Below are 19761 nucleotides of genomic sequence, written 5' to 3' on the forward strand. Positions count from 1 at the left end.
ATCCGCTCTGTCTCGTCAAGCAGTTTAATGCGCCACCGCAGGCACATGGGCGTGAATTCACTCTAATCAATACCAGGCTGAAATACTTTGCAAAAAATTTTGGTGATTAAATTAAGGCATCACGGCGATGTGCTGTTGACTACAGCCTTGTATCACGCATTACACGATCTGTTTCCCGACGTGCAAATAGACACACTGATCTACAAAGAAACCACCCCCCTGCTGCAAAACAATCCGCATTTAAACCGGGTACTTTGCATTGACCGAAAGCTGAAAGGTTTTGCTCGGCTCAAAGCTGAGCTTGGCCTTGTTTTTCAAGTGCGACGAACCCGCTACGACGCTGTCATTCATTTAACCGACCAGTGGATTGGTGCCTTGCTTGCACGGTTTTCAAATGCGCCGATGCGCGTGCAAATGGCATATGCCAAACGTGACAAGGGATTGTGGCATGCGTGTTTTACGCAAAAAATTACACTGCCACCGCGCGGGCGAGCGCATGCGGTGGAGTTGAATCTGCTGTGCCTTCAGGCCCTGGGGGTAAATCCGCGCAGCATTCGCGGTGAAATGGTGCTGCGCCCAAGCCCGGAGAATTTGGACAAAGCCGACAAACTGTTAACGCAACACCAGATAAACGGCCCATTTGTATTGATTCACCCCGCCGCACGTTGGCCATTCAAATGCTGGGAAGACCACAAGTTCGCCGATGTGGTTGTTCATTTGCTGAACAAGGGTTTGCATGTGGTGCTGACTTGTAGCCCCGACCCGGTGGAAGTGGCCATGACCGGGGAAATCGAAAGTTTGGCGCGCGCCAAATTGCAGAATGATTCAGTTCAACTGGTGAATGTGGGCGGCAAAATGAGTCTGCCCTTATTAGCTGCCTTGCTGAAACTGAGTAAATTTTATGTGGGTGTGGACTCGGCACCCATGCACATGGCCGCCGCGTTGAATGTGCCGCAAGTTGCGTTGTTCGGTCCCTCTTGGGTACAAGAGTGGCGTCCTTGGTCAGACAAAGCCACGGTGATTTATGCCGGCGATTTTGGGCCACTTCCCCACCCAGACAGCATTAACACCGACGACACCACGCGTTTGCTGGCAGCCATTCCCACCGAGGTGGTGATTCAGGCTGTGGACAAACTGGCGGATTAAGGTTGCAACGGGGTTTGCGATTGATTCTGAATTGAATGCAGGTAGTGGTACTTGCCCCGCGAGGACAAAAGCGCTTGGTGAGTACCCTGTTCAATCAACTTGCCCTGATCCAGCACGATGATGAAATCTGCTGTGGTCAGAGTGGACAATCTGTGAGCAATGACCAGCGTGGTTCGCCCATGGCGCAAACGTTCCATGTCTTCTTGAACCTCGCGTTCGGCTTCGGAATCGAGTGCCGAAGTGGCTTCATCAAGAATAAGAATCGGCGCATTTTTCAGAAAAGCCCGCGCAATGGAAATTCGCTGACGCTGGCCACCTGAGAGACGCAAGCCATTGTCGCCCAATACCGTGTCCAGCCCCTGCTCAAGTTTTTCAATAAACGGCAGGGCGTTGGCCATACGGGCTGCGTTCAAAATAGCCTCATCGCTTGCCCCTCGCATTTCACCGTAAGCAATATTGTTGCGCACGGTGTCGTTCAGCAAATGGCTTTCTTGAGTGACCACGGCAATTTGACGGCGCAAGCACTGCAGATCCCATTGTTTCAAATCCACGCTGTCTAGTTTGACCACACCGCTTGTGGGATCGAGAAAACGGGGCAACAAGTTGATCAAGGTAGACTTGCCACCGCCCGACACACCCACGATACCCACAGTTTGCCCAGGCTTCACCCACAAATTGATATCACTTAAGGTAGGCGCATCAGCCCCGGGAAAAGTAAGCCCTACTTGATTGAATTCAATGTAGCCCAGTGCGCGGTCTGTGGTGTGGGTGCCGCTGGAGTTCTCGACAGAGCGATCTACCACTCGAAATACGTTGTCAGCCGCAGCCAAACCCTTTTGCAATTGCTGGTTAATATTGGTGAGGCGCTTGACTGGGGCCAGTAACATCATCATGGCAGTCATGAACGAGGCGAAATCACCCGCGGTCATGCTATTGCTTTCAGCCAAAATACCGGCGAAATACACCACCGCGGCAACAGCTGCGGCGAGTATCCACTGAACAATTGCGGAGTTGGCAGCGCTGGTGGCCACCAACTTTACCCGCGACTTCATGATTTCATCGGCACTTTTCATGAAGCGCTCGGTTTCAACCTTTTGGGCACCGTAAATCTTGATGATTTTTTGAGCGCCGATCACCTCTGAAATGCTTTGCACCAAATCGGCATGGGAAGTTTGAGCGCTGTGCGCGAAGCGGTTCAAGCGCTTGGCAGCCACCGACACACCAATTGCAATCAACGGCAAGATACCAAAACAAATCAAGGTGAGTTGCCAGTTGGTGTAAAGCAATATCGCCATGAGGCCGATGACAATGGCACCGTCGCGAATCAGCACGGTAATGATGTTGAAGCCCGCCTCGGTCACCGCATCGACGTTGGTCGATACCGTGGAAATGATTTTTCCGGCGGGTTGCTCGACAAAATAGGAGTTCGGGAAACGCAAAATGCGGGAGAGCATGTCAAAGCGCAAGTCGTGAACCACAAGGCCTGCCAGCTTGGCACTGCAGTATTCATTGATGTAGGTCGCCAAGCCGCGAACCAGAAACAACACGATGATAATGACCGGCAACCACTTGGCCATTTCGGTTCGCTGACCCGAGAAATTCTCGTCAATCAGCGGCTTCATGAGGCTGGCGAACAGGGGTTCAGTAACGGCAGCAAACACCAAGGCCACCAGTGAAGTGGCGAACAATGGCCAGTAACGCAAACTGTAGGACAACAGGCGTTTGTAAAGACCTTTGGCGGTGTAGTCGGTGATTTCGGGCATGCAGCGTGAACGTGGATTGAATGCTCGAAGTTTACACGGTTGTGCGTTGCAAGCGGGTGCAACTCAAGCGTCGCGTGTTTGGGAGATTGGCCAACTGTGGTGCTTCGGCCAACTCGGCAGTGGGTTTGCCTGTTACGAACTTCAAGAAAACCGCCCCGTTTGGATTCATTCGCTGCGTTTGGCGATTAGCCAACACCGAGACTCGGCCAAACTGGCTGATCAATCAGCCAAACACCCACTTGGCATTGCCTTCACCCAGCCAACCCTGCATTTCAGTCAGCAAGTCCTCTTCCGGGCGAACTTTCCACTCGCTGCTCAATTGAGCCACACAGGCTGCATGGCCATTGTGATAGTCGATTTCTACCAAACAACCCCGCTCTGGATCTCGGAAAGGCTCCAGCATGGCGCGCAGCCTTTCCGCATCCGACTGCCCGTTCATGTTGAGTCGCAAACGGCTGACAAAATGCGCACGCGCACTGGCCAATGAATGCAAGTTTTCTGCAGAAATTCTCAAACCACCGGTGTAAGAATCTTCAGACACTTTGCCTTGCAGCACCAACAAGGAGTCCTCTTTCAGCAGGGTGCGGTTGGCTTCAAATTGTTCGTTGAAAATCGACAATTCCACCTGCGCGGTTGAATCGTCGAGCAACACAATTGCCATTTTTCCGCGCTTGGTCATCATGGTGCGAAGCGACGCAATGACACCCGCCATCCACACCAAATCACGCCCCGGCGAAAGGTCTTTCAGCTTCAATTTTACAAACTGACGCACCTTGTCTTCATCGGCCTTGAACAGATGTCCGCTGAAGTAATAGCCCAATGCAGCTTTTTCTTGTTGCAGTTTTTCCCGCTCGCTCCAGGTGGGCACATCCACCAGTTCAGGCGGGGCATCGCCGCCCAGGGCTTCACCAAACAAGCTGACCTGCGCTGCGGTTGCAGCCTGCTGGGCGGCCCACTCCATGGCCTGGCCCGAGCTGGCCAGCAATTTGGCCCGGTCGGGTTTCAGCGCATCGAATGCGCCTGCGCGGATCAGCGCCTCGATCACTCGGCGATTGATCTGCTTGCTGTCTACCCGCCGCACAAAATCAAACAAGTCGGAGAAAGGACCATTGGCATTGCGCTCGGCCACAATCGCTTCACAAGCTGCCTGGCCCGTGCCTTTCACCGCACCCAAACCATAACGAATGGCACTGGCGCGTTTTTCGCCGTCAATGCGCACCGCTGTGAACCGGAAGTTGGATTCGTTGACATCAGGCCCCAGCATGTTGACCGTGGTACCCGCCTTCTTTCCGGGCACCTGACACATGGCCATCGCGTCTTCAACAAAGATTTTCACCTTGTCGGTGTCGTCCATGTCGGAACTCATGGACGCAGCCATGAACTCTGCCGGGTAATGCGCTTTCAACCAAGCCGTGTGGTAGGCGATCAGCGCATAGGCTGCCGAGTGCGATTTGTTGAAACCGTATTCCGCAAACTTTTCCATCAAGTCGAAAAGCTGCTTGGCCACCGCCGGGTCCACGCCGCGCTCAGTGGCACCGGTCGTGAAAATTTCACGCTGCTTGGCCATTTCCTCGGGCTTCTTTTTACCCATGGCTCGCCGCAACAAGTCAGCGCCACCCAGGCTGTAACCCGCCAGAATCTGGGCAACCAGCATCACCTGCTCTTGGTAAACAATCACACCGTAGGTGCTTTTCAGGATGCCTTCCAGCTTGGGGTGGAAGTACCACTCGGCGCGCCCTTTGCCGGTTTTCGAGGTTTCTTTTTTACGCGCAATGAAGTCGTCCACCATGCCGGAACCCAAAGGGCCGGGGCGGTTTAGCGCCATCAAGGCAATAATGTCTTCGAAGTTGTCAGGCTTTAGTTTCTTCTCAAGGTCTTTCGCAGAACGCGATTCAGACTGAAACACAGCCGTGGTGTTGCCATCCGAGAACAACTGATACACCGCAGGATCGTCCAGCGGCAAATCTTCCAAGCGGAAGTCGCGCTGGTCTTCGTAATTTTCGCGCACCCAACGCACAGCCCAATCCAGAATGGTCAGGTTGCGCAAGCCCAAGAAGTCGAACTTCACCAGGCCCACAGCTTCCACGTCGTCTTTGTCGTACTGCGACACCACGGAATCGGTGGATCCATCGGCGCAATACAGGGGGCAGAAATCAGTCAGCTTGCCCGGTGCAATCAACACGCCACCAGCATGCATGCCCACGTTGCGGGTCAGGCCTTCAAGGGGTCGGGCCACCGCAATAATTTCCTTGGCTTCGTCTTCGTTTTCCACACGTTCTCGGAACGTGGGTTCATCGGCCATGGCGCGGTCAAGGTCCCAGGGGTCGGCTGGGGTTTGGGGAATCAGTTTCGACAAACCATCGCAGTACATGTAAGGCATGTCGAGCACACGGCCCGCATCGCGAATAACAGCTTTCGCACCCAAGGTACCAAAGGTGGCAATTTGGCTAACCGCATCACGCCCGTAATTCTGCTTTACATAATCAATTACGCGGTCGCGGTTGTCTTGGCAAAAATCGATGTCGAAGTCAGGCATTGAAACCCGTTCAGGGTTCAGAAAACGTTCGAACAGCAAGTCGTAACGCAGCGGATCCAGGTCGGTAATGCCCAGCGAATACGCAACCAGCGAACCTGCACCTGAACCCCGGCCAGGGCCCACGGGTACGCCATTGCTTTTGCCCCAATTAATAAAGTCTTGAACGATCAGGAAGTAACCAGGAAAGCCCATGCCGATGATGGTGTCGCATTCGATTTTCAAACGCGCTTCGTACTCGGGGCGCATTTTTTCCCGTTCCTCAATATTCGGGAACAGGTGCACCAGCCGCTTTTCTAGGCCTTCCTTGGACAAATGCACCAGGTAGTCGTCCAGCGTCATGCCATCGGGCGTGGGGAATGCGGGCAGTTTGGGCTTGCCCAATTCAAGCGTTAAGTTGCAGCGCTGGGCAATGCGTATGCTGTTGCGCACCGCGCTGGGAATGTCGGCAAACAGTTCTGCCATTTCCTGCGCAGTTTTGAAATACTGCTGCTCGGTAAACCGGCGCGGCCTGCGCGGGTTCGACAAAATTTCGCCCTGCGCAATGCAAACACGCGCCTCGTGGGCGCGGAAGTCTTCAGGCTTTAAAAATTGAATGGGGTGCGTGGCCACCACGGGCAATTGCAATTTGGCCGCCAATTGGCAGCTTAAGTTCACCAGGTTTTCCGCCTGTGTTGAGCCATCGCGTTGCAGCTCGATGTAGAAGCGGCCTTCAAAGTACTTAAGGAATTTGCGGGCAGAATCTTCTGCGCGGCCCATGTTGCCGCCCAGCAAGAATTGACCAATGTCAGAATGGGTAAAGCCTGAAACAGCGATCAGGCCATCGCAACCCACCTCATCAAACCACTCAAACTTCAGGGTGGCTTTGCCACGCTTCTGGTTGCGCAAAAAAGCACGGCTTAACAGCTCGCACAGCTGCAAATACCCTTTGTGATTTTGTACCAACAGCAGCACGCGGGCGGGTTGCTCTTCATCCCGGTCGCTTTCAATCCACACATCGCAGGCGGCAATCGGTTTAACACCGGCACCACGTGCCTTGCCATAAAACTTGATCAAGCCAAACAGGTTGGACAGGTCGGAAATGGCCAAAGCGGGCATGCCGCAGCCAGCAGCGGCCTTGACAGCCTCGCCCACACGCACCATGCCGTCGAGCACCGAGAATTCGGTGTGCATGCGCAGGTGTACAAATGTGGAAGGCAAAGAGGGGGATGAATTGGTCATCCCCTCATTTTATATTAGGCCAACAGCTTCTTGGCGAACTCTGCAACCCGTGCGCCGTAAATCTTGGCTGTTTCCAGATCAGATGCAGGTGGAGTCACGTCCGCAGGCGCGTTGTCAGATTGTGTCATCACCCCCACCCAGGAACCCACGCGGTTCAGTTCATTCACATCGCCCGGCTTTTGGGCACCGGGTGTGGCGCTGCCCACCCAAATCATGCCGTGCTGCATGGCGTAAGTTACAAAGTACTGAAGCGTGCTGAGCTTGTCGCCACTCATGGACATTGAATTGGTGAAACCACCCGCCACCTTGTTTTTCCAACCCTGGTTGAACCACACCTTGCTGGAGGCATCTGCAAACTTCTTGAAGTCCGCAGACGCACCGCCCATGTAAGTGGGCGAACCAAAAACAATGGCATCGGCCTTGGCCAACACGTCCCACGTTGCATCATTCACGTCGTTCACGGAAATCAGGTGTGTTTGAACACCCGCCACACCTGCTGCACCCTGCTCAACGGCTTGCGCCACTTTGGCTGTATGGCCATAACCACTGTGATAAACAATTGCTACTTGTGTCATTTTTAACTCCCTCGTTGTTATAACTATTAAGCTGGCAAATCGAAAAACAGCACTTCGGCTTGCTCGCTCACATCAAAATTCAATTCCCGCTCGTCGCTGATCAACAGCGCATCACCGGTTTGCAGCAGCACATCACCCACGGTCACTGAACCCGTGGCCACATGCAAATAGCCTTTGCGTGCGGGGTCTAGTTCACGGTGTACGCTTTGCTTGCTCAAGCGGCCTGCGTACATTTTCGCGTCCTGGTGAATCAAGGCGATGTTGTTGGTCTCGGCCTCGGCTTTGTCACCGGTCACAACCAAACCCAATTGGCCGGTGATACTGGCCACATCCAGGTCGTGGTCTTTGTAGCCAGGCTCAACACCGGTTACAGCAGGCTCAATCCAGATCTGCAACAGGTGCGCCACATCGGTTTTGTGGGCATTCATTTCAGAATGCCGAATACCGGTGCCTGCACTCATGCGCTGAATTTGATTGGGCTTGATGGCCGAGCCGCCGCCCAAACTGTCCCGGTGACTCAATTCACCGCCCAGCATGTAAGTAATAATTTCCATGTCGCGGTGGCCATGGGTACCAAAACCGGTCTGTGGCTGAACCCAGTCTTCATTGATCACACGCAGCGGGCCGAAACCCATGTGCTTGGGGTCGTAGTAGCTGGAAAACGAGAAGCTGTGATAGCTCTCAAGCCAACCGTGTTGTGCATAACCGCGTTCGCTGGATTTTCTGATCTGAAACATGTTCAACCTCCTGTTGAATGATGAATTCAGTGTAGGTGGTGCCATGCAGCCAAACAAGGCGTAGAATTTGACGAACTCATTCAAAAAAACTGAACCCGATGACCATCAACCTGGATAGCCTTGCACTGCTTGAACTGATTGAAGCGCGAGGCAGTTTTGCCGCTGCCGCAGTGGCCTTGAACAAGGCCCCGTCGGCCATCACTTACCAGCTTCGGCAACTGGAAGAAAGCCTGGACGTGCTGATTTACGACCGTTCAGGCCACAAGGCCAAGCTGACACCCGCAGGCAAAGCCCTGTTGGAGGAGGGACGCAAGCTACTCGAGAGCACCGAGGCGCTAACCAAACGCGTGAAAGCAGTGGCCAGCGGATGGGAGGCAGAATTGAGAATTGTGCTGGATTCTGTGGTGCCGTTCGAGCAGGCCATTCCTTGGATAGAGGCCTTTGACGCACTGGAAGGCCCTACACGCCTGCGCTTTTCCAGTGAAGTGCTGTCAGGTACTTGGGAGGCTTTGTATTCGGGCCGGGCAGACCTGCTGATTGGCAGCCGCCTGGATCAAAACCAGTTTGCCAGCGCCACAGGCCTGCACATTCAGGGATTTGGGCAACTGCTGTTTGTGTTCGCAGTATCGCCTAACCACCCACTGGCCAGCGAACCCGAGCCCGTATGCATTGATACCATTCGCCAGTACCGCGCTGTGGCCGTGGGTGATACGTCGCGCAATTTCAAACCGCTGACTTTCGGTTTGCAAAGTGGGCAGGCGGTGCTCACCGTCCCCAACCTTCAAACCAAAGTGAAAGCCCAACTGGCTGGCTTGGGTTGTGGCTGGTTGCCATGGAACCTGATCGAACAAGAGGTGGCCAACGGCGAATTGATTGTGAAGAAAACCGAAGACGCAACTCGCCAAAGCAGCTTGTGCTTTGCGTGGCAGCGCGGCAGCCAAGGCAAGGCGCTGGACTGGTGGACCAAACACTTGGCCACGGTACAGCTGAATTTTCAACCCAAAGATTGATTGCAACCGAATGCCCAAGCAAGCCCCCTACATTGGCCGTTTTGCCCCCTCGCCCACCGGGCCGCTGCACCTGGGTTCGCTGGCTGCGGCCGTGGGCAGTTTTCTGGATGCAAAAACGCACGGCGGCCATTGGCTTTTGCGCATTGAAGACATTGATGAAGGGCGCTGCGACACCGCCTCGGTTAAGCACATTGAGCACACATTGATACGCCACGGCCTTCAATGGCAAGGTGAAGTGTGGGTGCAATCAGAACGGCATTCGTTTTATGAAGCCGCTTTGAAGCGCTTAAGCATGTTGAACCTGACCTACCCCTGCGCCTGCACCCGCAAGGAAATTGACGAAGCCAATGCCTTGCGCGAGCCTGGCGAAAACCGCATTTACCCCGGGACTTGCCGGCACGGGATGCCGGCGGGCCGAGAGGCCAGGGCCATGCGTTTCCGCTGCCCGACCGAACCGGTTCAATGGCAAGACCACAGGATGGGCCACTTCATCGACGACTTGAACGCCAGCAGTGGTGATTTTGTATTGAGACGGGGTGATGGCTTTTGGGCCTACCATTTGGTGGTGGTAGTCGACGACCTGGCCAGCAAGGTAACCCACATTGTGCGCGGCGAAGACTTAACCGACACCACCGCCCGGCAAATTGCGCTGTGGAAGGCGTTGCAAGGCGGGATTGACGCCCGGGGTATTGTTCCACCTCCGGCCTATTGGCATTTGCCAGTGATCTTGGCCGAAGACGGTCAAAAGCTTTCCAAACAAACCGGGGCACAAGCGGTGCCGGAACATGACCCTGTGCTGAATTTAAACACCGTGTGGCAGCACTTTGGTTTGGACAAAATAAAAGCCACTACAACGAAGCAGTGGCTTGAATTGGCGGCCCCTGTTTGGGCCAACTACCGGGCAGCACAAGCCGCGCGGTAAGTCTCGGTTTCTAGCTCAGTTACGTGGATTGCCACCCAACAAAAACGCAACAGGTGCAGCATTCTTGTTTTTGGGTTTGTTACTGCCCACTGAAGACTGGCCCGACGCAGCGGCTTCAGCAGCAGCCTTGTCTTCTTTCGATTCCTGATAAGGCTGATTGAATAGCGAATCTTTCACACGTGTTTGTGCCAATTTGGCGCGCAAACGCTCGTATTCCGCATCACGGTGAATGGGCGCGTTGTCGTTAAAACGCGCACCTTGGTAGGAAGTGTCTCGTGAAGGGCGACGTTCACGCGCAGGTGCTGCTTCGTCTCCCGTGCGGGCGGGGCGGCGGTCTGAGCGTCCTTCGTAAGTACGCGAATCGCTGCGACCCTCGGTACGCCCTTCTGTCCTCGAACCGCTACGGCCATCGCGACCACCGCGTTCTTCACGCGGCGCACGTACACCCGGCACAAAGCCTTCCAGTTCTTCACGTACAAAGGCTTTGCCAATCAGTTTTTCAATGTCTTTCAATGCCCGTTCATCGCGCTTTACAACAAATGAATAGGCCGTTCCCTTGGCGCCAGCACGGCCCGTACGGCCAATTCGGTGCACGTAATCTTCAGGTGTGGTGGGCAAGTCGTAATTGATAACGCAAGGCAAATCGGCAATGTCCAAACCACGGGCAGCCACATCGGTGGCAACCAGCACGGTTACCTCGCCAGCCTTGAATGCTTCAAGCGACTTGGTGCGTTCTGCCTGGGTTTTGTCACCGTGAATTGCGGTGCTCGAAACGCCCTGCTTTTCAAGGTAAATCGCCAAACGAGCCGTGCCCAACTTGGTGTTGGAAAACACAATGCCCTGGCTCAGCGCCTTGCTTTTAATCAGGTGGCAAACGGCCATGCGCTTGTCTTCTTCACTGTCGAGCGCAAAAATAACCTGCTTGATGTTTTCAGAAGTCGCATTGCGGCGCGCCACTTCAATCAAAGTGGGCGACACCATGAAGCTTTTCGCCAACTTCTGGATTTCAGGTGAAAAAGTGGCTGAAAACAGCAAATTCTGGCGAGTTTTTGGCAATAAATTAATAATTCGCTGCAAATCGGGCAAGAAGCCCATGTCCAGCATGCGGTCGGCCTCGTCAAGCACCAACACCTGCACCTGGCCCAAATTGATACTTTTTTGCTGAACATGGTCCAGCAAGCGGCCAGGCGTGGCAATCACCAGTTCTACGCCACGGCGCAAGGCCTGAATTTGAGGATTGATATCGACGCCACCATACACCACGGTCGAGCGCAGCGGCGTGTGCTTGGCATAGGTAAATACGTTGGCAGCGACCTGGTCAGCCAGCTCACGGGTGGGTGTCAAAATCAGTGCGCGAACCGGGTGACGGGCTGGCGAGGTATTCTCGGTGGCCAGCGGCATCAATCGGTTCAGAATGGGCAATGAAAAGCCGGCGGTTTTACCCGTACCGGTTTGAGCAGCACCCATCACATCAATGCCGGTTAATACAACCGGAATGGCTTTGGCCTGAATCGGCGTAGGCTGGGTGTACCCCTGTTCGTCGATGGCTTTCTGGATACTGGGGTGCAGCGCGAAGTCTGCAAAGGTTACATTCGCGAGGGCGGCTTCTTCAGCTGCGCTGATGGTATTCGGTTCAGTTTGTGTCATGCACGCATTCTAAGCCTATTTGATGCTTATTATTTGTGCAATCGCTTTAAATTCATCTGCTGCACCGGCTGGGTGCAGCAAATGTACTTTTCATACAACAGCCAATTGCTGGCCCCTGCTTACAGGTTTTCAGCAATGAACTCGTCCACATGTTTAATGGCCAAACGTCCTGCATTGGCCTGCGAGCTTTCAGTACCCCAAGCCACGTGCGGCGTGATGATACAACGTGGGTGTTGCCACTTCACCATCAGGTGATCACGCGGAGGGGGTTCAACCTCCAGTACATCCAGCGCAGCACCACCCAAGTGACCACTCTCAATGGCCTGCTTCAACGCTTCAAACTGAACCAGTCCGCCGCGCGCGGTATTGATCAGAATTGCGCCTTTTTTCATCTTGGGAATGGTGTCGGGGCCAATCAAGCCCTTGGTTTGTTCATTCAACGGGCAATGCAGGCTCAGCACATCACTGTGGGCCAAACCTTGCTCGAAAGTCACATAACCTTCGCGCGGTTTGTCCACGCCCTGGCGCTCAATGTGCAAAATGGTCATGCCAAAAGCCTTGGCAAATTCAATCAACTTGCCACCAATTGCACCGCTGCCCAAAACACCCAGTGTTTGAGTGTTCAAACCACGCATGGGCAGTGTGTGCAGGCAGAAAAAGCGCGACGCGCTCCAGCTGCCATCGTGCACCAGCGCTTCCCACTCGGGTACACGGCGCGTTAGCTGCAAAATACAAGCCATGGCGTGCTCAGCCACTGATTCGGGGCCATAGTTCACGACATTGCTAACCTTGATGCCACGCTCGGCGCAGGCGGCCTTGTCCACGTTGTCGGTACCGGTGGCCACCAGTTGAATCATTTTCAGGTTGGGTGCAGCGTCAAGCTCGGCAGGGCCAATTTTGACTTTGTTGATGATCAGAATTTCGGCGTCCTTGATCCGCTCTTTCAACGTGTCTGCGGTGGTGAAAGGATATTCTGTCCAGGTGTGTGCGCAATTTGGGCGCGGCAACGAGGTTCGTACGGTTTCGCTTTCCAGCCAAACAATCTTCATGGTCGTGTGTCTCCGGTTGAGTTGCTAGAAGGCTAACGCCTAATTGCTGGCTTCGACACTGGGGCTAACCATGAAAATCGGCATGGCGTTACACTGGCGCATGACTGGAGGATAAATTGTGGCGGGCAAATACGAAGGCAAAATCAATATGGCCGTGGGCGTAACCAAACAAAAGCTGGGAGAGATCACGGGCAACAAGAAACTGCAACGGGAAGGTCAGTTTCAAAAACTGAAAGGCGCCACTCAGGATGCCGCTGAAACAGCAAAAACAACGGTGAAAAGCACAGGCAAAGCCTTGGGCAAAGAGGTCAACAAAGGCCTGAACCAGATACGCAACAAACTCAAACCTTGACAACCACATCTCGGACCTGGGGCTCACTGGCCACCCCTACGATCCGGTAACAATTCTTGCCTGCTTTCTTGGCTTGGTACATTTGCTCATCGCTGATTTCAAGCAATTCTTGAATGGAGTGCCCGTGCAAAGGGTGCATGGCTGCGCCAATGCTGCAAGACACAGTCAAACCGTGATTTTGGCGCACGCGCACCAACAATTTGTCGCAGGCAAAGGATTCAATAATTCGTTCAGCAATATTCTTGAGCAATTGGATATTGCAGCGAGCCACGATAATTGCAAACTCATCACCCCCCAAACGCGCCACATGATCCACATTGCGCGTGGCGCCTTTAAGCAGCGTTGCACTGGTCTTCAAAATTTGATCGCCCGCTTTGTGGCCCAAAGTGTCGTTTACCGCCTTGAAACCATCCAGGTCGAGAAACATAAGCCCCAATGTTTCACCGGGCAATAGCCTGGAAAGACGAGCCTCCAGAGTCATCTCAAAACCGCGACGATTCAGCACGCCAGTCAGTGGGTCACGCTCTACCTCGTTGCGCAAATCTTCCACGTTTTTGCGAATACTGACGTCATCGACAATCAAGACAGCATGTGCTCCCTGAATTTTGTCGTTGTAAACCGCAAACCGGAATTGCAGAACCCGACCATCGGTAAAATTCAACTCCACCGGCATCTCGTGGTTGCCAAAGTAGTCGGTGACCAAGTCTTTCAGGCGAATGCGCTGTTCTCGAACCACTCCAGCCCGAATCAATACCTGCTCCAGATTGGCCGATTGAGTATCCAACCCCTCGATTTTCAGCATCTTGGCCAACGCTTTGTTCATGTAGAGCAACTTGAAATGCTCATCCAGATAAGCAACGCCACTGGCCAGCGACGAAAGCAGCATGTCCAGCCGGTTTTTCTCTGAAACCGAACGTGCATGGCTCTCTTCCATGGCCTTCATTTGCAATTCAATGGCCTGAGCCATGCTGTTAAAGGCGGCCCCAAGGCAGGAAATTTCATCCCGCCCGGTGACCTCTATTCGCGATTGAATTTTCCCCGACTGCAATTCCATCGCTTTGGTTCGCAAGTCTTCCAGGCGGGCGGAAAGTGTATTGCTCAAGCCCAGCAAGATCATTGAACAGGCCAGCGCACTGAGCAGAAAAACACCGGCAAGATAAAACAACATATCGTTGCGGCTGCGATACACCTCGTCTTCATCAAACAAAATCATGAGTTGCTGCCCGGCACTGGGCAACTCAAAACTCGCCAGCATGGCTGGCTCTGACATCGATAAATTTTCCGGCACATCGCCCATGGCGTCAGTCAGCTGGCCATCCACGTTGACCCAGACTGCGGCTGGTTTGTAGCGGAAGTAGAAATCCCGGACAACGGAGGACAGGGTACTCAGTGAATGATTTTGATTGGCCAGGTGGGCTTGAAACAACTCAGCCTGAAAACTTTCCTGAATGCGATGCAAATCCCGCTCGGCCAAATTACCCATGTGCGTGTATTGAATGGACGTAAAAATGCCGCCCAGCAACAACTGAGCCACAAACGTAGTAAGCAACCATTTCCACTTGAAAGACATGCTGAACAAGCCCGTTTTGGAGAACATTCGCAGTCAGTATGCAGACTCATGTTGAAGCCAGTAATCCCACGAGAGGGGCACATTTCCGGCAATCGAAAAAAAAATGACTTATTTCTGCAAAGGGGTGTTGTGTTCAATATTGTTTTTTGCCATAATTGCGGGCTTGCCGAGGTGGCGGAATTGGTAGACGCGCTGGACTCAAAATCCAGTGTTAGAGATAACGTGCGGGTTCGATTCCCGCCCTCGGCACCAGCCCCCAGGACAACATGAGAGCAACCATGAAACTGTCCGAATTCGATTTCAATCTTCCAGAACAGCTCATTGCCCAACACCCACCTGAACACCGTGGCGAGTCGCGTTTGCTGGTTTGCGCTCAAAATAATCCAATCGAAGATCATCAGTTTCCCCATGTGCTGAATTTGCTTCAGCCCAACGATGTACTGGTCATCAACGACACCAAAGTGCTGAAAGCGCGCCTTGAAGGTCAAAAAGCAAGTGGTGGAAAAATTGAGGTCATGCTTGAGCGAATCCTTGATGACAAGCGCTTCACCGCCATGATTCGGGCCAGCAAATCCCCCAAACCGGGCAGTGAGGTGGTGTTGGCCGGCGTGGCAACAGCCCGGGTACTTGCCAAACACGACATGATGTACGAGCTGGAACTGCTTGAAAGTAGTTTAAGCCTGCCCGACCTGCTGGATGCACACGGTGCCTTGCCCTTGCCCCCTTACATCGAACACAGTGCCAACGCACAAGACGACGAACGCTACCAAACCGTGTTTGCGCGTGAGCCCGGTGCTGTAGCCGCCCCCACGGCCGGCCTGCATTTCACGGAAGAATTACTGCAACAGCTACAAGCGCGCGGCGTGAAACTGCTCAACCTGACACTGCATGTGGGCGCAGGCACCTTTTTGCCGGTTAAAACCGACAATGTGGAAGAACATGTCATGCACAGCGAACGCTATGCAATTTCAGGCAACGTGGTCGCCGCCTTGCGAAAGGTCAAACTGAACGGCGGTAAAGTAGTGGCAGGGGGCACCACTTCCTTGCGAGCACTGGAGGCCTGGGCGACCGAAACTGGCTGCAATTTAAACACCAGCGAAGGCCTGAACCAGGCTGCGCAGTTTGCCGAAACAGGCCATGCCGGAGACACCCAAATTTTCATCAAGCCTGGTTACCCATTCAAGGTGGTTGACCGGTTGATTACCAACTTCCATCTGCCAAAAAGCACATTGTTGATGCTGGTGTCCGCTTTTGCAGGGAAATCCAACATCTTCAAGGCGTACGAACACGCAATTGCGCAACAATACAGATTCTTCAGTTATGGCGACGCCATGTGGCTTGAACGCACCGAATGATCGAATCTGCTTATCCCATTGTTTCCCACGATGGCAGCGCCATCCAGATGATGCGCTGGTCGAATTCCGACAGCAAACCCAAACTGCACTGGGCACACGCCACCGGTTTTAACGCAAAAACCTACACCCCACTTCTGCGCGATCTGCTACCGCATTTTGATGTGCACACGTGGGACATGCGTGGCCACGGCGAAAGCCGATCTGCAGGAAATCCAAACACATTTCGGGGCTGGACCACCTACTACAAAGACCTGGTCGCCGTACTTGACCAAGCCACTGAACCCATGTGGCTGGCAGGCCACTCCATTGGCGCCACCACCAGCCTTGCTGCTGCGGCACAACGCCCTGAAAAAGTGAAGGGCCTTATTCTTGTAGAACCTGTACTACTCGACCCCAAACAGGGTTTTGCGCTTCGCTTGGCCAACTGGTTTGGCTTTGCAGACCGAATTGCCATGGCCACCGCAGCTGCCCGCAGGCGGGCGAGTTTCCCCACGCACCAAGACGCCTTTGAGAATTACCGCAACAAGAAAGCCTTTGGTACCTGGAGTGACGAATGGCTACAGGCTTATGTTGAACATGGTTTTGTGCCCGCACACAACAACGAAGTGGAGCTGGCCTGCCCGCCCCACTGGGAATCACTGACCTTTCAACACACCGAACCCAACGCTGCGCGCTGGATTCGCGACCCGGGCTGCCCGATTCATATTCTTGCGGCAGGAAAAGGTTCTACATTCCCGGCGACTGCGCATGCACGCATTCAAAAACGCTTACCCAAGGCACGCATTGAAGTAATCGCCGATGCCACCCACTTTTTGCCCATGGAGCACACCGGTCTTGTGGTGCAAAGAATTCGGGAATTGGCTGGGGTTTAAGCCCAGCCAGAAATAAAAAAAGCCCGGTGAATTCTCACCAGGCTTTCTCTATACACAACGATTGCATCGAATTTATTCGACCGCTTTCACCATGTCTTCAATCACTTTCTTGGCATCACCAAACACCATCATGGTTTTGTCCATGTAGAACAACTCGTTGTCCAAACCAGCATAACCCGCGTTCATGGAACGCTTGTTCACGATAATGGTTTTGGCCTTGTAGGCTTCCAGAATCGGCATGCCTGCAATGGGGCTCTTGGGGTCTTTCGCCGCGGGGTTCACCACGTCGTTTGCACCCAGCACCAATACCACGTCGGTTTGTGCAAATTCGCTGTTGATGTCTTCCATCTCGAACACTTGATCGTAGGGCACTTCAGCTTCAGCCAGCAACACGTTCATGTGGCCAGGCATACGGCCTGCCACAGGGTGAATCGCGTACTTCACTGTGACGCCCATGTGGGTCAGCTTCTCGCTCAGTTCCTTAAGCGCGTGCTGGGCACGTGCCACCGCCAAACCGTAACCGGGCACAATCACCACGGTTTCAGCGTTGGTCAGCAAGAAGGCCACGTCATCAGATGAACCGCTTTTCACGGTGCGCTGCTGGCCATCACCTGCTGCTGCCGCATCCGCCTCTCCACCGAAGCCACCCAGAATCACGTTAAAGAAACTGCGATTCATGGCCTTGCACATGATGTAGCTAAGAATTGCGCCTGACGAACCCACCAGCGAACCTGCCACGATCAACATGCTGTTGTTCAGCGAGAAACCAATGCCTGCCGCCGCCCAACCAGAGTAGCTGTTCAACATGGACACAACCACCGGCATGTCGGCACCACCGATTGGAATAATCAGCGTGACGCCCAGAATAAAGGCGGCTATGGTCATGATGATGAAGGGTGTCCAGCCTTGCGTAATCGCAAACCAGATACCGCAGCCAATCATCACGATACCCAAGATGGCGTTCAGCTGATGCTGGCCCGTAAAGCGCACAGGTGCACCCTGAAACAAACGGAACTTGTACTTGCCGCTCAGCTTGCCGAAAGCGATGACAGAACCCGAGAAGGTAATGGCACCCACGAAGGTACCAATGAACGACTCGATTTTGTTGCCCAGCGGAATGTCGAACATGCCTTTTGCAGTGATACCGAACGCATCAGGCTCGGCCACCGCTGCAATCGCGATCGCCACCGCAGCCAAACCGATCATGCTGTGCATGAACGCGACCAGTTCGGGCATTTTCGTCATTTCGACGCGCTTGGCCATCACCGTACCCAAACCACCGCCCACCACCAAACCGGCCAGCACCCAGCCAAGCCCGGTCGCCGCAGACTGGCCTGCGATTTCCGCCAGTTTGAAGATCAGACCAATTGTGGTGGCGATGGCAATTGCCATACCCACCATGCCGAAGGTGTTCCCCAAACGCGAGGTTGTAGGGTGTGAAAGGCCCTTCAAGGCCTGAATAAAACAGATTGACGCCACCAGGTACAACAGCGTCACTGCGTTGAAACTCAATTCCATAAATTTCTCCAGATCGCTGTTGGTTTATTTGTTCTTTTTCTTGAACATTTCAAGCATGCGACGGGTGACCAAAAAGCCACCGAACACATTCACGGCAGCCAGCGCTACGGCCAGCACCCCCATGAATTTGCCCAACGGTGTTACGGTCAGTGCAGCTGCCAACATGGCACCCACAATCACGATTGCGGAAATTGCGTTGGTCACCGCCATCAATGGGGTGTGCAGCGCGGGGGTTACGTTCCAAACCACGTGGTAACCCACGTAAATGGCCAGTACAAAAATAATCAGGTTGACCACGGTGGGGCTAATTGCGTCCATGTTGGCTCCTTCCTTAAGCGTTTTTGCGTTTGAGTTCGCCACCGGTGCACATCAGGCACGCAGCAACAATGTCGTCTTCCATGTCGATTTTGAAGGCGCCTTCCGTGTCGAAAACCAGCTTCAAAAAATCAATCACGTTGCGGGCATACAATGCGGATGAATCTGCAGCCACCATGGCCGGCAGGTTTGCATAACCCACAATTTTTACACCGTTGACGTCGACAATCTCGTTCAGTTTGGACAAGGGGCAATTGCCGCCCTGCTCCACGGCTAAGTCGATCACCACCGAACCGGGTTTCATGGCGCGCACGGTTTCTTCGTGCAACAGGGTCGGTGCCTTGCGGCCTGGGATCAATGCTGTGGTGATCACGATGTCGCTTTTGATTGCTTTCTCGTGCACTGCGGCGGCTTGGCGCTTCATCCAGCTTTCAGGCATTGGGCGGGCATAACCACCTACACCTTGAGCAATTTCGCGCTCTTCGTCGGATTCGAACGGCACGTCCACAAACTTCGCACCCAGCGATTCAACTTGTTCTTTGGTGGCAGGGCGCACATCGGATGCTTCAATAACAGCGCCCAAACGCTTGGCCGTTGCAATGGCCTGCAAGCCTGCAACACCCACACCCAGAATCAACACGCGTGCAGCTTTTACAGTACCCGCAGCGGTCATCAGCATGGGCATGAAGCGCTGGTATACGTTGGCCGCAATCATCACGGCCTTGTAACCGGCAATGTTGGCCTGTGAAGAAAGCACGTCCATGCTTTGAGCACGTGTAGTGCGTGGCGCAGCTTCCAGTGCAAATGCCGTCAGGCCAGCCTTGTTCATGCCTTCAAGTGCTGCATTGTCAAAAGGGTTCAACATGCCGACAACAACCTGACCCGCACGATAGGCAGACAGTTCGTTTTCAGCGGGAGCCCGCACCTTGAGGATCATGTCACAGCCGCCGATTACATCCATTGCACGATCAACGATTGTTGCGCCCACATCAATGTAGGCCTGATCGGTGATCGAGCTGGCAATACCTGCACCTGCTTGAACAAACACTTCGTGTTTTTGAGAAATGAGCTTCTTCACCGTTTCAGGTGTGGCGGCTACACGCGTTTCTCCGGACCTTGTCTCGGCCGGGATTCCGATTTTCATGGAACTTCTCCTTGTGGGAAAGCGCTTTTATT

The 19761-nt window shown here is 53.8% G+C and carries 16 protein-coding genes and 1 tRNA gene; 7 read left to right on the top strand and 10 right to left on the bottom strand.

Annotated features, from left to right (window positions below; all coding sequences use genetic code 11):
* Nucleotides 1–102 precede the first annotated feature (102 nt).
* The gene (rfaQ, locus tag P0D43_RS00750) at nucleotides 103–1146 is read left to right on the top strand and encodes a putative lipopolysaccharide heptosyltransferase III (protein ID WP_394673692.1); all 1044 of its coding nucleotides are present in this window, start codon (nucleotides 103–105) and stop codon (nucleotides 1144–1146) included.
* On the opposite strand, the gene msbA is transcribed toward rfaQ, so the two are convergent.
* The 4 genes from msbA to P0D43_RS00770 all read right to left on the bottom strand — a co-directional run bounded on the left by msbA (nucleotide 1143) and on the right by P0D43_RS00770 (nucleotide 7975).
* A complete protein-coding gene (msbA, locus tag P0D43_RS00755; protein WP_159568905.1) occupies nucleotides 1143–2909 on the bottom strand; it encodes a lipid A export permease/ATP-binding protein MsbA in 1767 nt (588 codons plus the stop codon). The two genes, rfaQ and msbA, sit on opposite strands and share 4 nt — an antisense overlap.
* Before the next feature lie 223 nt (nucleotides 2910–3132).
* Complete coding sequence (dnaE, locus tag P0D43_RS00760; protein WP_394673000.1) at nucleotides 3133–6663, bottom strand: DNA polymerase III subunit alpha; 3531 nt, start codon at nucleotides 6661–6663, stop codon at nucleotides 3133–3135.
* A 14-nt stretch (nucleotides 6664–6677) separates the two neighbouring features.
* Nucleotides 6678–7238: a flavodoxin family protein gene (locus tag P0D43_RS00765; protein ID WP_394673001.1), complete on the bottom strand. Its 561-nt coding sequence runs from the start codon at nucleotides 7236–7238 to the stop codon at nucleotides 6678–6680.
* A gap of 26 nt (nucleotides 7239–7264) precedes the next feature.
* Nucleotides 7265–7975, bottom strand: a complete 711-nt coding sequence (locus tag P0D43_RS00770; protein WP_394673002.1) for a pirin family protein — start codon at nucleotides 7973–7975, stop codon at nucleotides 7265–7267.
* Between the two features lie 98 nt (nucleotides 7976–8073).
* Between P0D43_RS00770 and P0D43_RS00775 the strand changes: the two genes are divergently transcribed.
* Both P0D43_RS00775 and gluQRS read left to right on the top strand, forming a co-directional pair.
* Nucleotides 8074–8985: a LysR substrate-binding domain-containing protein gene (locus P0D43_RS00775; RefSeq protein WP_394673003.1), complete on the top strand. Its 912-nt coding sequence runs from the start codon at nucleotides 8074–8076 to the stop codon at nucleotides 8983–8985.
* A 10-nt stretch (nucleotides 8986–8995) separates the two neighbouring features.
* Nucleotides 8996–9907 carry a tRNA glutamyl-Q(34) synthetase GluQRS gene (gene gluQRS, locus P0D43_RS00780; RefSeq protein WP_394673004.1) on the top strand — a complete coding sequence of 304 codons (912 nt, stop codon included), beginning with the start codon at nucleotides 8996–8998 and terminating at the stop codon, nucleotides 9905–9907.
* A 15-nt stretch (nucleotides 9908–9922) separates the two neighbouring features.
* Here the strand turns inward: gluQRS and P0D43_RS00785 are convergent, their stop codons facing one another.
* Nucleotides 9923–11554, bottom strand: a complete 1632-nt coding sequence (locus tag P0D43_RS00785) for a DEAD/DEAH box helicase (RefSeq protein ID WP_394673005.1) — start codon at nucleotides 11552–11554, stop codon at nucleotides 9923–9925.
* A 119-nt stretch (nucleotides 11555–11673) separates the two neighbouring features.
* A complete protein-coding gene (locus tag P0D43_RS00790; protein WP_394673006.1) occupies nucleotides 11674–12603 on the bottom strand; it encodes an NAD(P)-dependent oxidoreductase in 930 nt (309 codons plus the stop codon).
* A gap of 118 nt (nucleotides 12604–12721) precedes the next feature.
* Between P0D43_RS00790 and P0D43_RS00795 the strand changes: the two genes are divergently transcribed.
* Nucleotides 12722–12955 carry a CsbD family protein gene (locus tag P0D43_RS00795; RefSeq protein ID WP_159568913.1) on the top strand — a complete coding sequence of 78 codons (234 nt, stop codon included), beginning with the start codon at nucleotides 12722–12724 and terminating at the stop codon, nucleotides 12953–12955.
* Here the strand turns inward: P0D43_RS00795 and P0D43_RS00800 are convergent.
* On the bottom strand, nucleotides 12945–14552 hold the full coding sequence (locus P0D43_RS00800) for a diguanylate cyclase domain-containing protein (protein ID WP_394673007.1): 1608 nt from the start codon (nucleotides 14550–14552) through the stop codon (nucleotides 12945–12947). The genes P0D43_RS00795 and P0D43_RS00800 overlap by 11 nt on opposite strands.
* Before the next feature lie 138 nt (nucleotides 14553–14690).
* Between P0D43_RS00800 and P0D43_RS00805 the strand changes: the two genes are divergently transcribed.
* The 3 genes from P0D43_RS00805 (at nucleotide 14691) to P0D43_RS00815 (ending at nucleotide 16752) form a co-directional block, all read left to right on the top strand.
* Nucleotides 14691–14777, top strand: a tRNA-Leu gene (locus P0D43_RS00805).
* A gap of 14 nt (nucleotides 14778–14791) precedes the next feature.
* Nucleotides 14792–15880 carry a tRNA preQ1(34) S-adenosylmethionine ribosyltransferase-isomerase QueA gene (gene queA / locus P0D43_RS00810; RefSeq protein ID WP_394673008.1) on the top strand — a complete coding sequence of 363 codons (1089 nt, stop codon included), beginning with the start codon at nucleotides 14792–14794 and terminating at the stop codon, nucleotides 15878–15880.
* Nucleotides 15877–16752 (top strand): alpha/beta fold hydrolase, encoded by an 876-nt coding sequence (locus tag P0D43_RS00815; protein WP_394673009.1) that lies wholly within the window; start codon nucleotides 15877–15879, stop codon nucleotides 16750–16752. The genes queA and P0D43_RS00815 overlap by 4 nt, the downstream gene beginning before the upstream one ends.
* Nucleotides 16753–16824: 72 nt before the next feature.
* Here the strand turns inward: P0D43_RS00815 and P0D43_RS00820 are convergent, their stop codons facing one another.
* The 3 genes from P0D43_RS00820 to P0D43_RS00830 are packed head-to-tail and all read right to left on the bottom strand — an operon-like array spanning nucleotide 16825 to nucleotide 19729.
* Nucleotides 16825–18270 carry an NAD(P)(+) transhydrogenase (Re/Si-specific) subunit beta gene (locus P0D43_RS00820; protein ID WP_394673010.1) on the bottom strand — a complete coding sequence of 482 codons (1446 nt, stop codon included), beginning with the start codon at nucleotides 18268–18270 and terminating at the stop codon, nucleotides 16825–16827.
* 24 nt (nucleotides 18271–18294) lie between these two features.
* Nucleotides 18295–18588: an NAD(P) transhydrogenase subunit alpha gene (locus tag P0D43_RS00825; RefSeq protein ID WP_008249635.1), complete on the bottom strand. Its 294-nt coding sequence runs from the start codon at nucleotides 18586–18588 to the stop codon at nucleotides 18295–18297.
* Nucleotides 18589–18601: 13 nt separating this feature from the next.
* The gene (locus tag P0D43_RS00830; protein ID WP_159568918.1) at nucleotides 18602–19729 is read right to left on the bottom strand and encodes a Re/Si-specific NAD(P)(+) transhydrogenase subunit alpha; all 1128 of its coding nucleotides are present in this window, start codon (nucleotides 19727–19729) and stop codon (nucleotides 18602–18604) included.
* Nucleotides 19730–19761 lie beyond the last annotated feature (32 nt).

Origin of the sequence: Limnobacter sp., from assembly GCF_043511195.1 — a bacterium.
GTDB lineage: Bacteria > Pseudomonadota > Gammaproteobacteria > Burkholderiales > Burkholderiaceae_B > Limnobacter.

What these genes read in the sequence shown, in the direction of transcription:
- msbA (WP_159568905.1), bottom strand. Translation starts at nt 2,909, where the DNA reads ATGCCCGAAATCACCGACTACACCGCCAAAGGTCTTTACAAACGCCTG.
- dnaE (WP_394673000.1), bottom strand. Translation starts at nt 6,663, where the DNA reads ATGACCAATTCATCCCCCTCTTTGCCTTCCACATTTGTACACCTGCGC.
- P0D43_RS00765 (WP_394673001.1), bottom strand. Translation starts at nt 7,238, where the DNA reads ATGACACAAGTAGCAATTGTTTATCACAGTGGTTATGGCCATACAGCC.
- P0D43_RS00770 (WP_394673002.1), bottom strand. Translation starts at nt 7,975, where the DNA reads ATGTTTCAGATCAGAAAATCCAGCGAACGCGGTTATGCACAACACGGT.
- P0D43_RS00775 (WP_394673003.1), top strand. Translation starts at nt 8,074, where the DNA reads ATGACCATCAACCTGGATAGCCTTGCACTGCTTGAACTGATTGAAGCG.
- gluQRS (WP_394673004.1), top strand. Translation starts at nt 8,996, where the DNA reads ATGCCCAAGCAAGCCCCCTACATTGGCCGTTTTGCCCCCTCGCCCACC.
- P0D43_RS00785 (WP_394673005.1), bottom strand. Translation starts at nt 11,554, where the DNA reads ATGACACAAACTGAACCGAATACCATCAGCGCAGCTGAAGAAGCCGCC.
- P0D43_RS00790 (WP_394673006.1), bottom strand. Translation starts at nt 12,603, where the DNA reads ATGAAGATTGTTTGGCTGGAAAGCGAAACCGTACGAACCTCGTTGCCG.
- P0D43_RS00800 (WP_394673007.1), bottom strand. Translation starts at nt 14,552, where the DNA reads ATGTTCTCCAAAACGGGCTTGTTCAGCATGTCTTTCAAGTGGAAATGG.
- queA (WP_394673008.1), top strand. Translation starts at nt 14,792, where the DNA reads ATGAGAGCAACCATGAAACTGTCCGAATTCGATTTCAATCTTCCAGAA.
- P0D43_RS00815 (WP_394673009.1), top strand. Translation starts at nt 15,877, where the DNA reads ATGATCGAATCTGCTTATCCCATTGTTTCCCACGATGGCAGCGCCATC.
- P0D43_RS00820 (WP_394673010.1), bottom strand. Translation starts at nt 18,270, where the DNA reads ATGGAATTGAGTTTCAACGCAGTGACGCTGTTGTACCTGGTGGCGTCA.
- P0D43_RS00825 (WP_008249635.1), bottom strand. Translation starts at nt 18,588, where the DNA reads ATGGACGCAATTAGCCCCACCGTGGTCAACCTGATTATTTTTGTACTG.
- P0D43_RS00830 (WP_159568918.1), bottom strand. Translation starts at nt 19,729, where the DNA reads ATGAAAATCGGAATCCCGGCCGAGACAAGGTCCGGAGAAACGCGTGTA.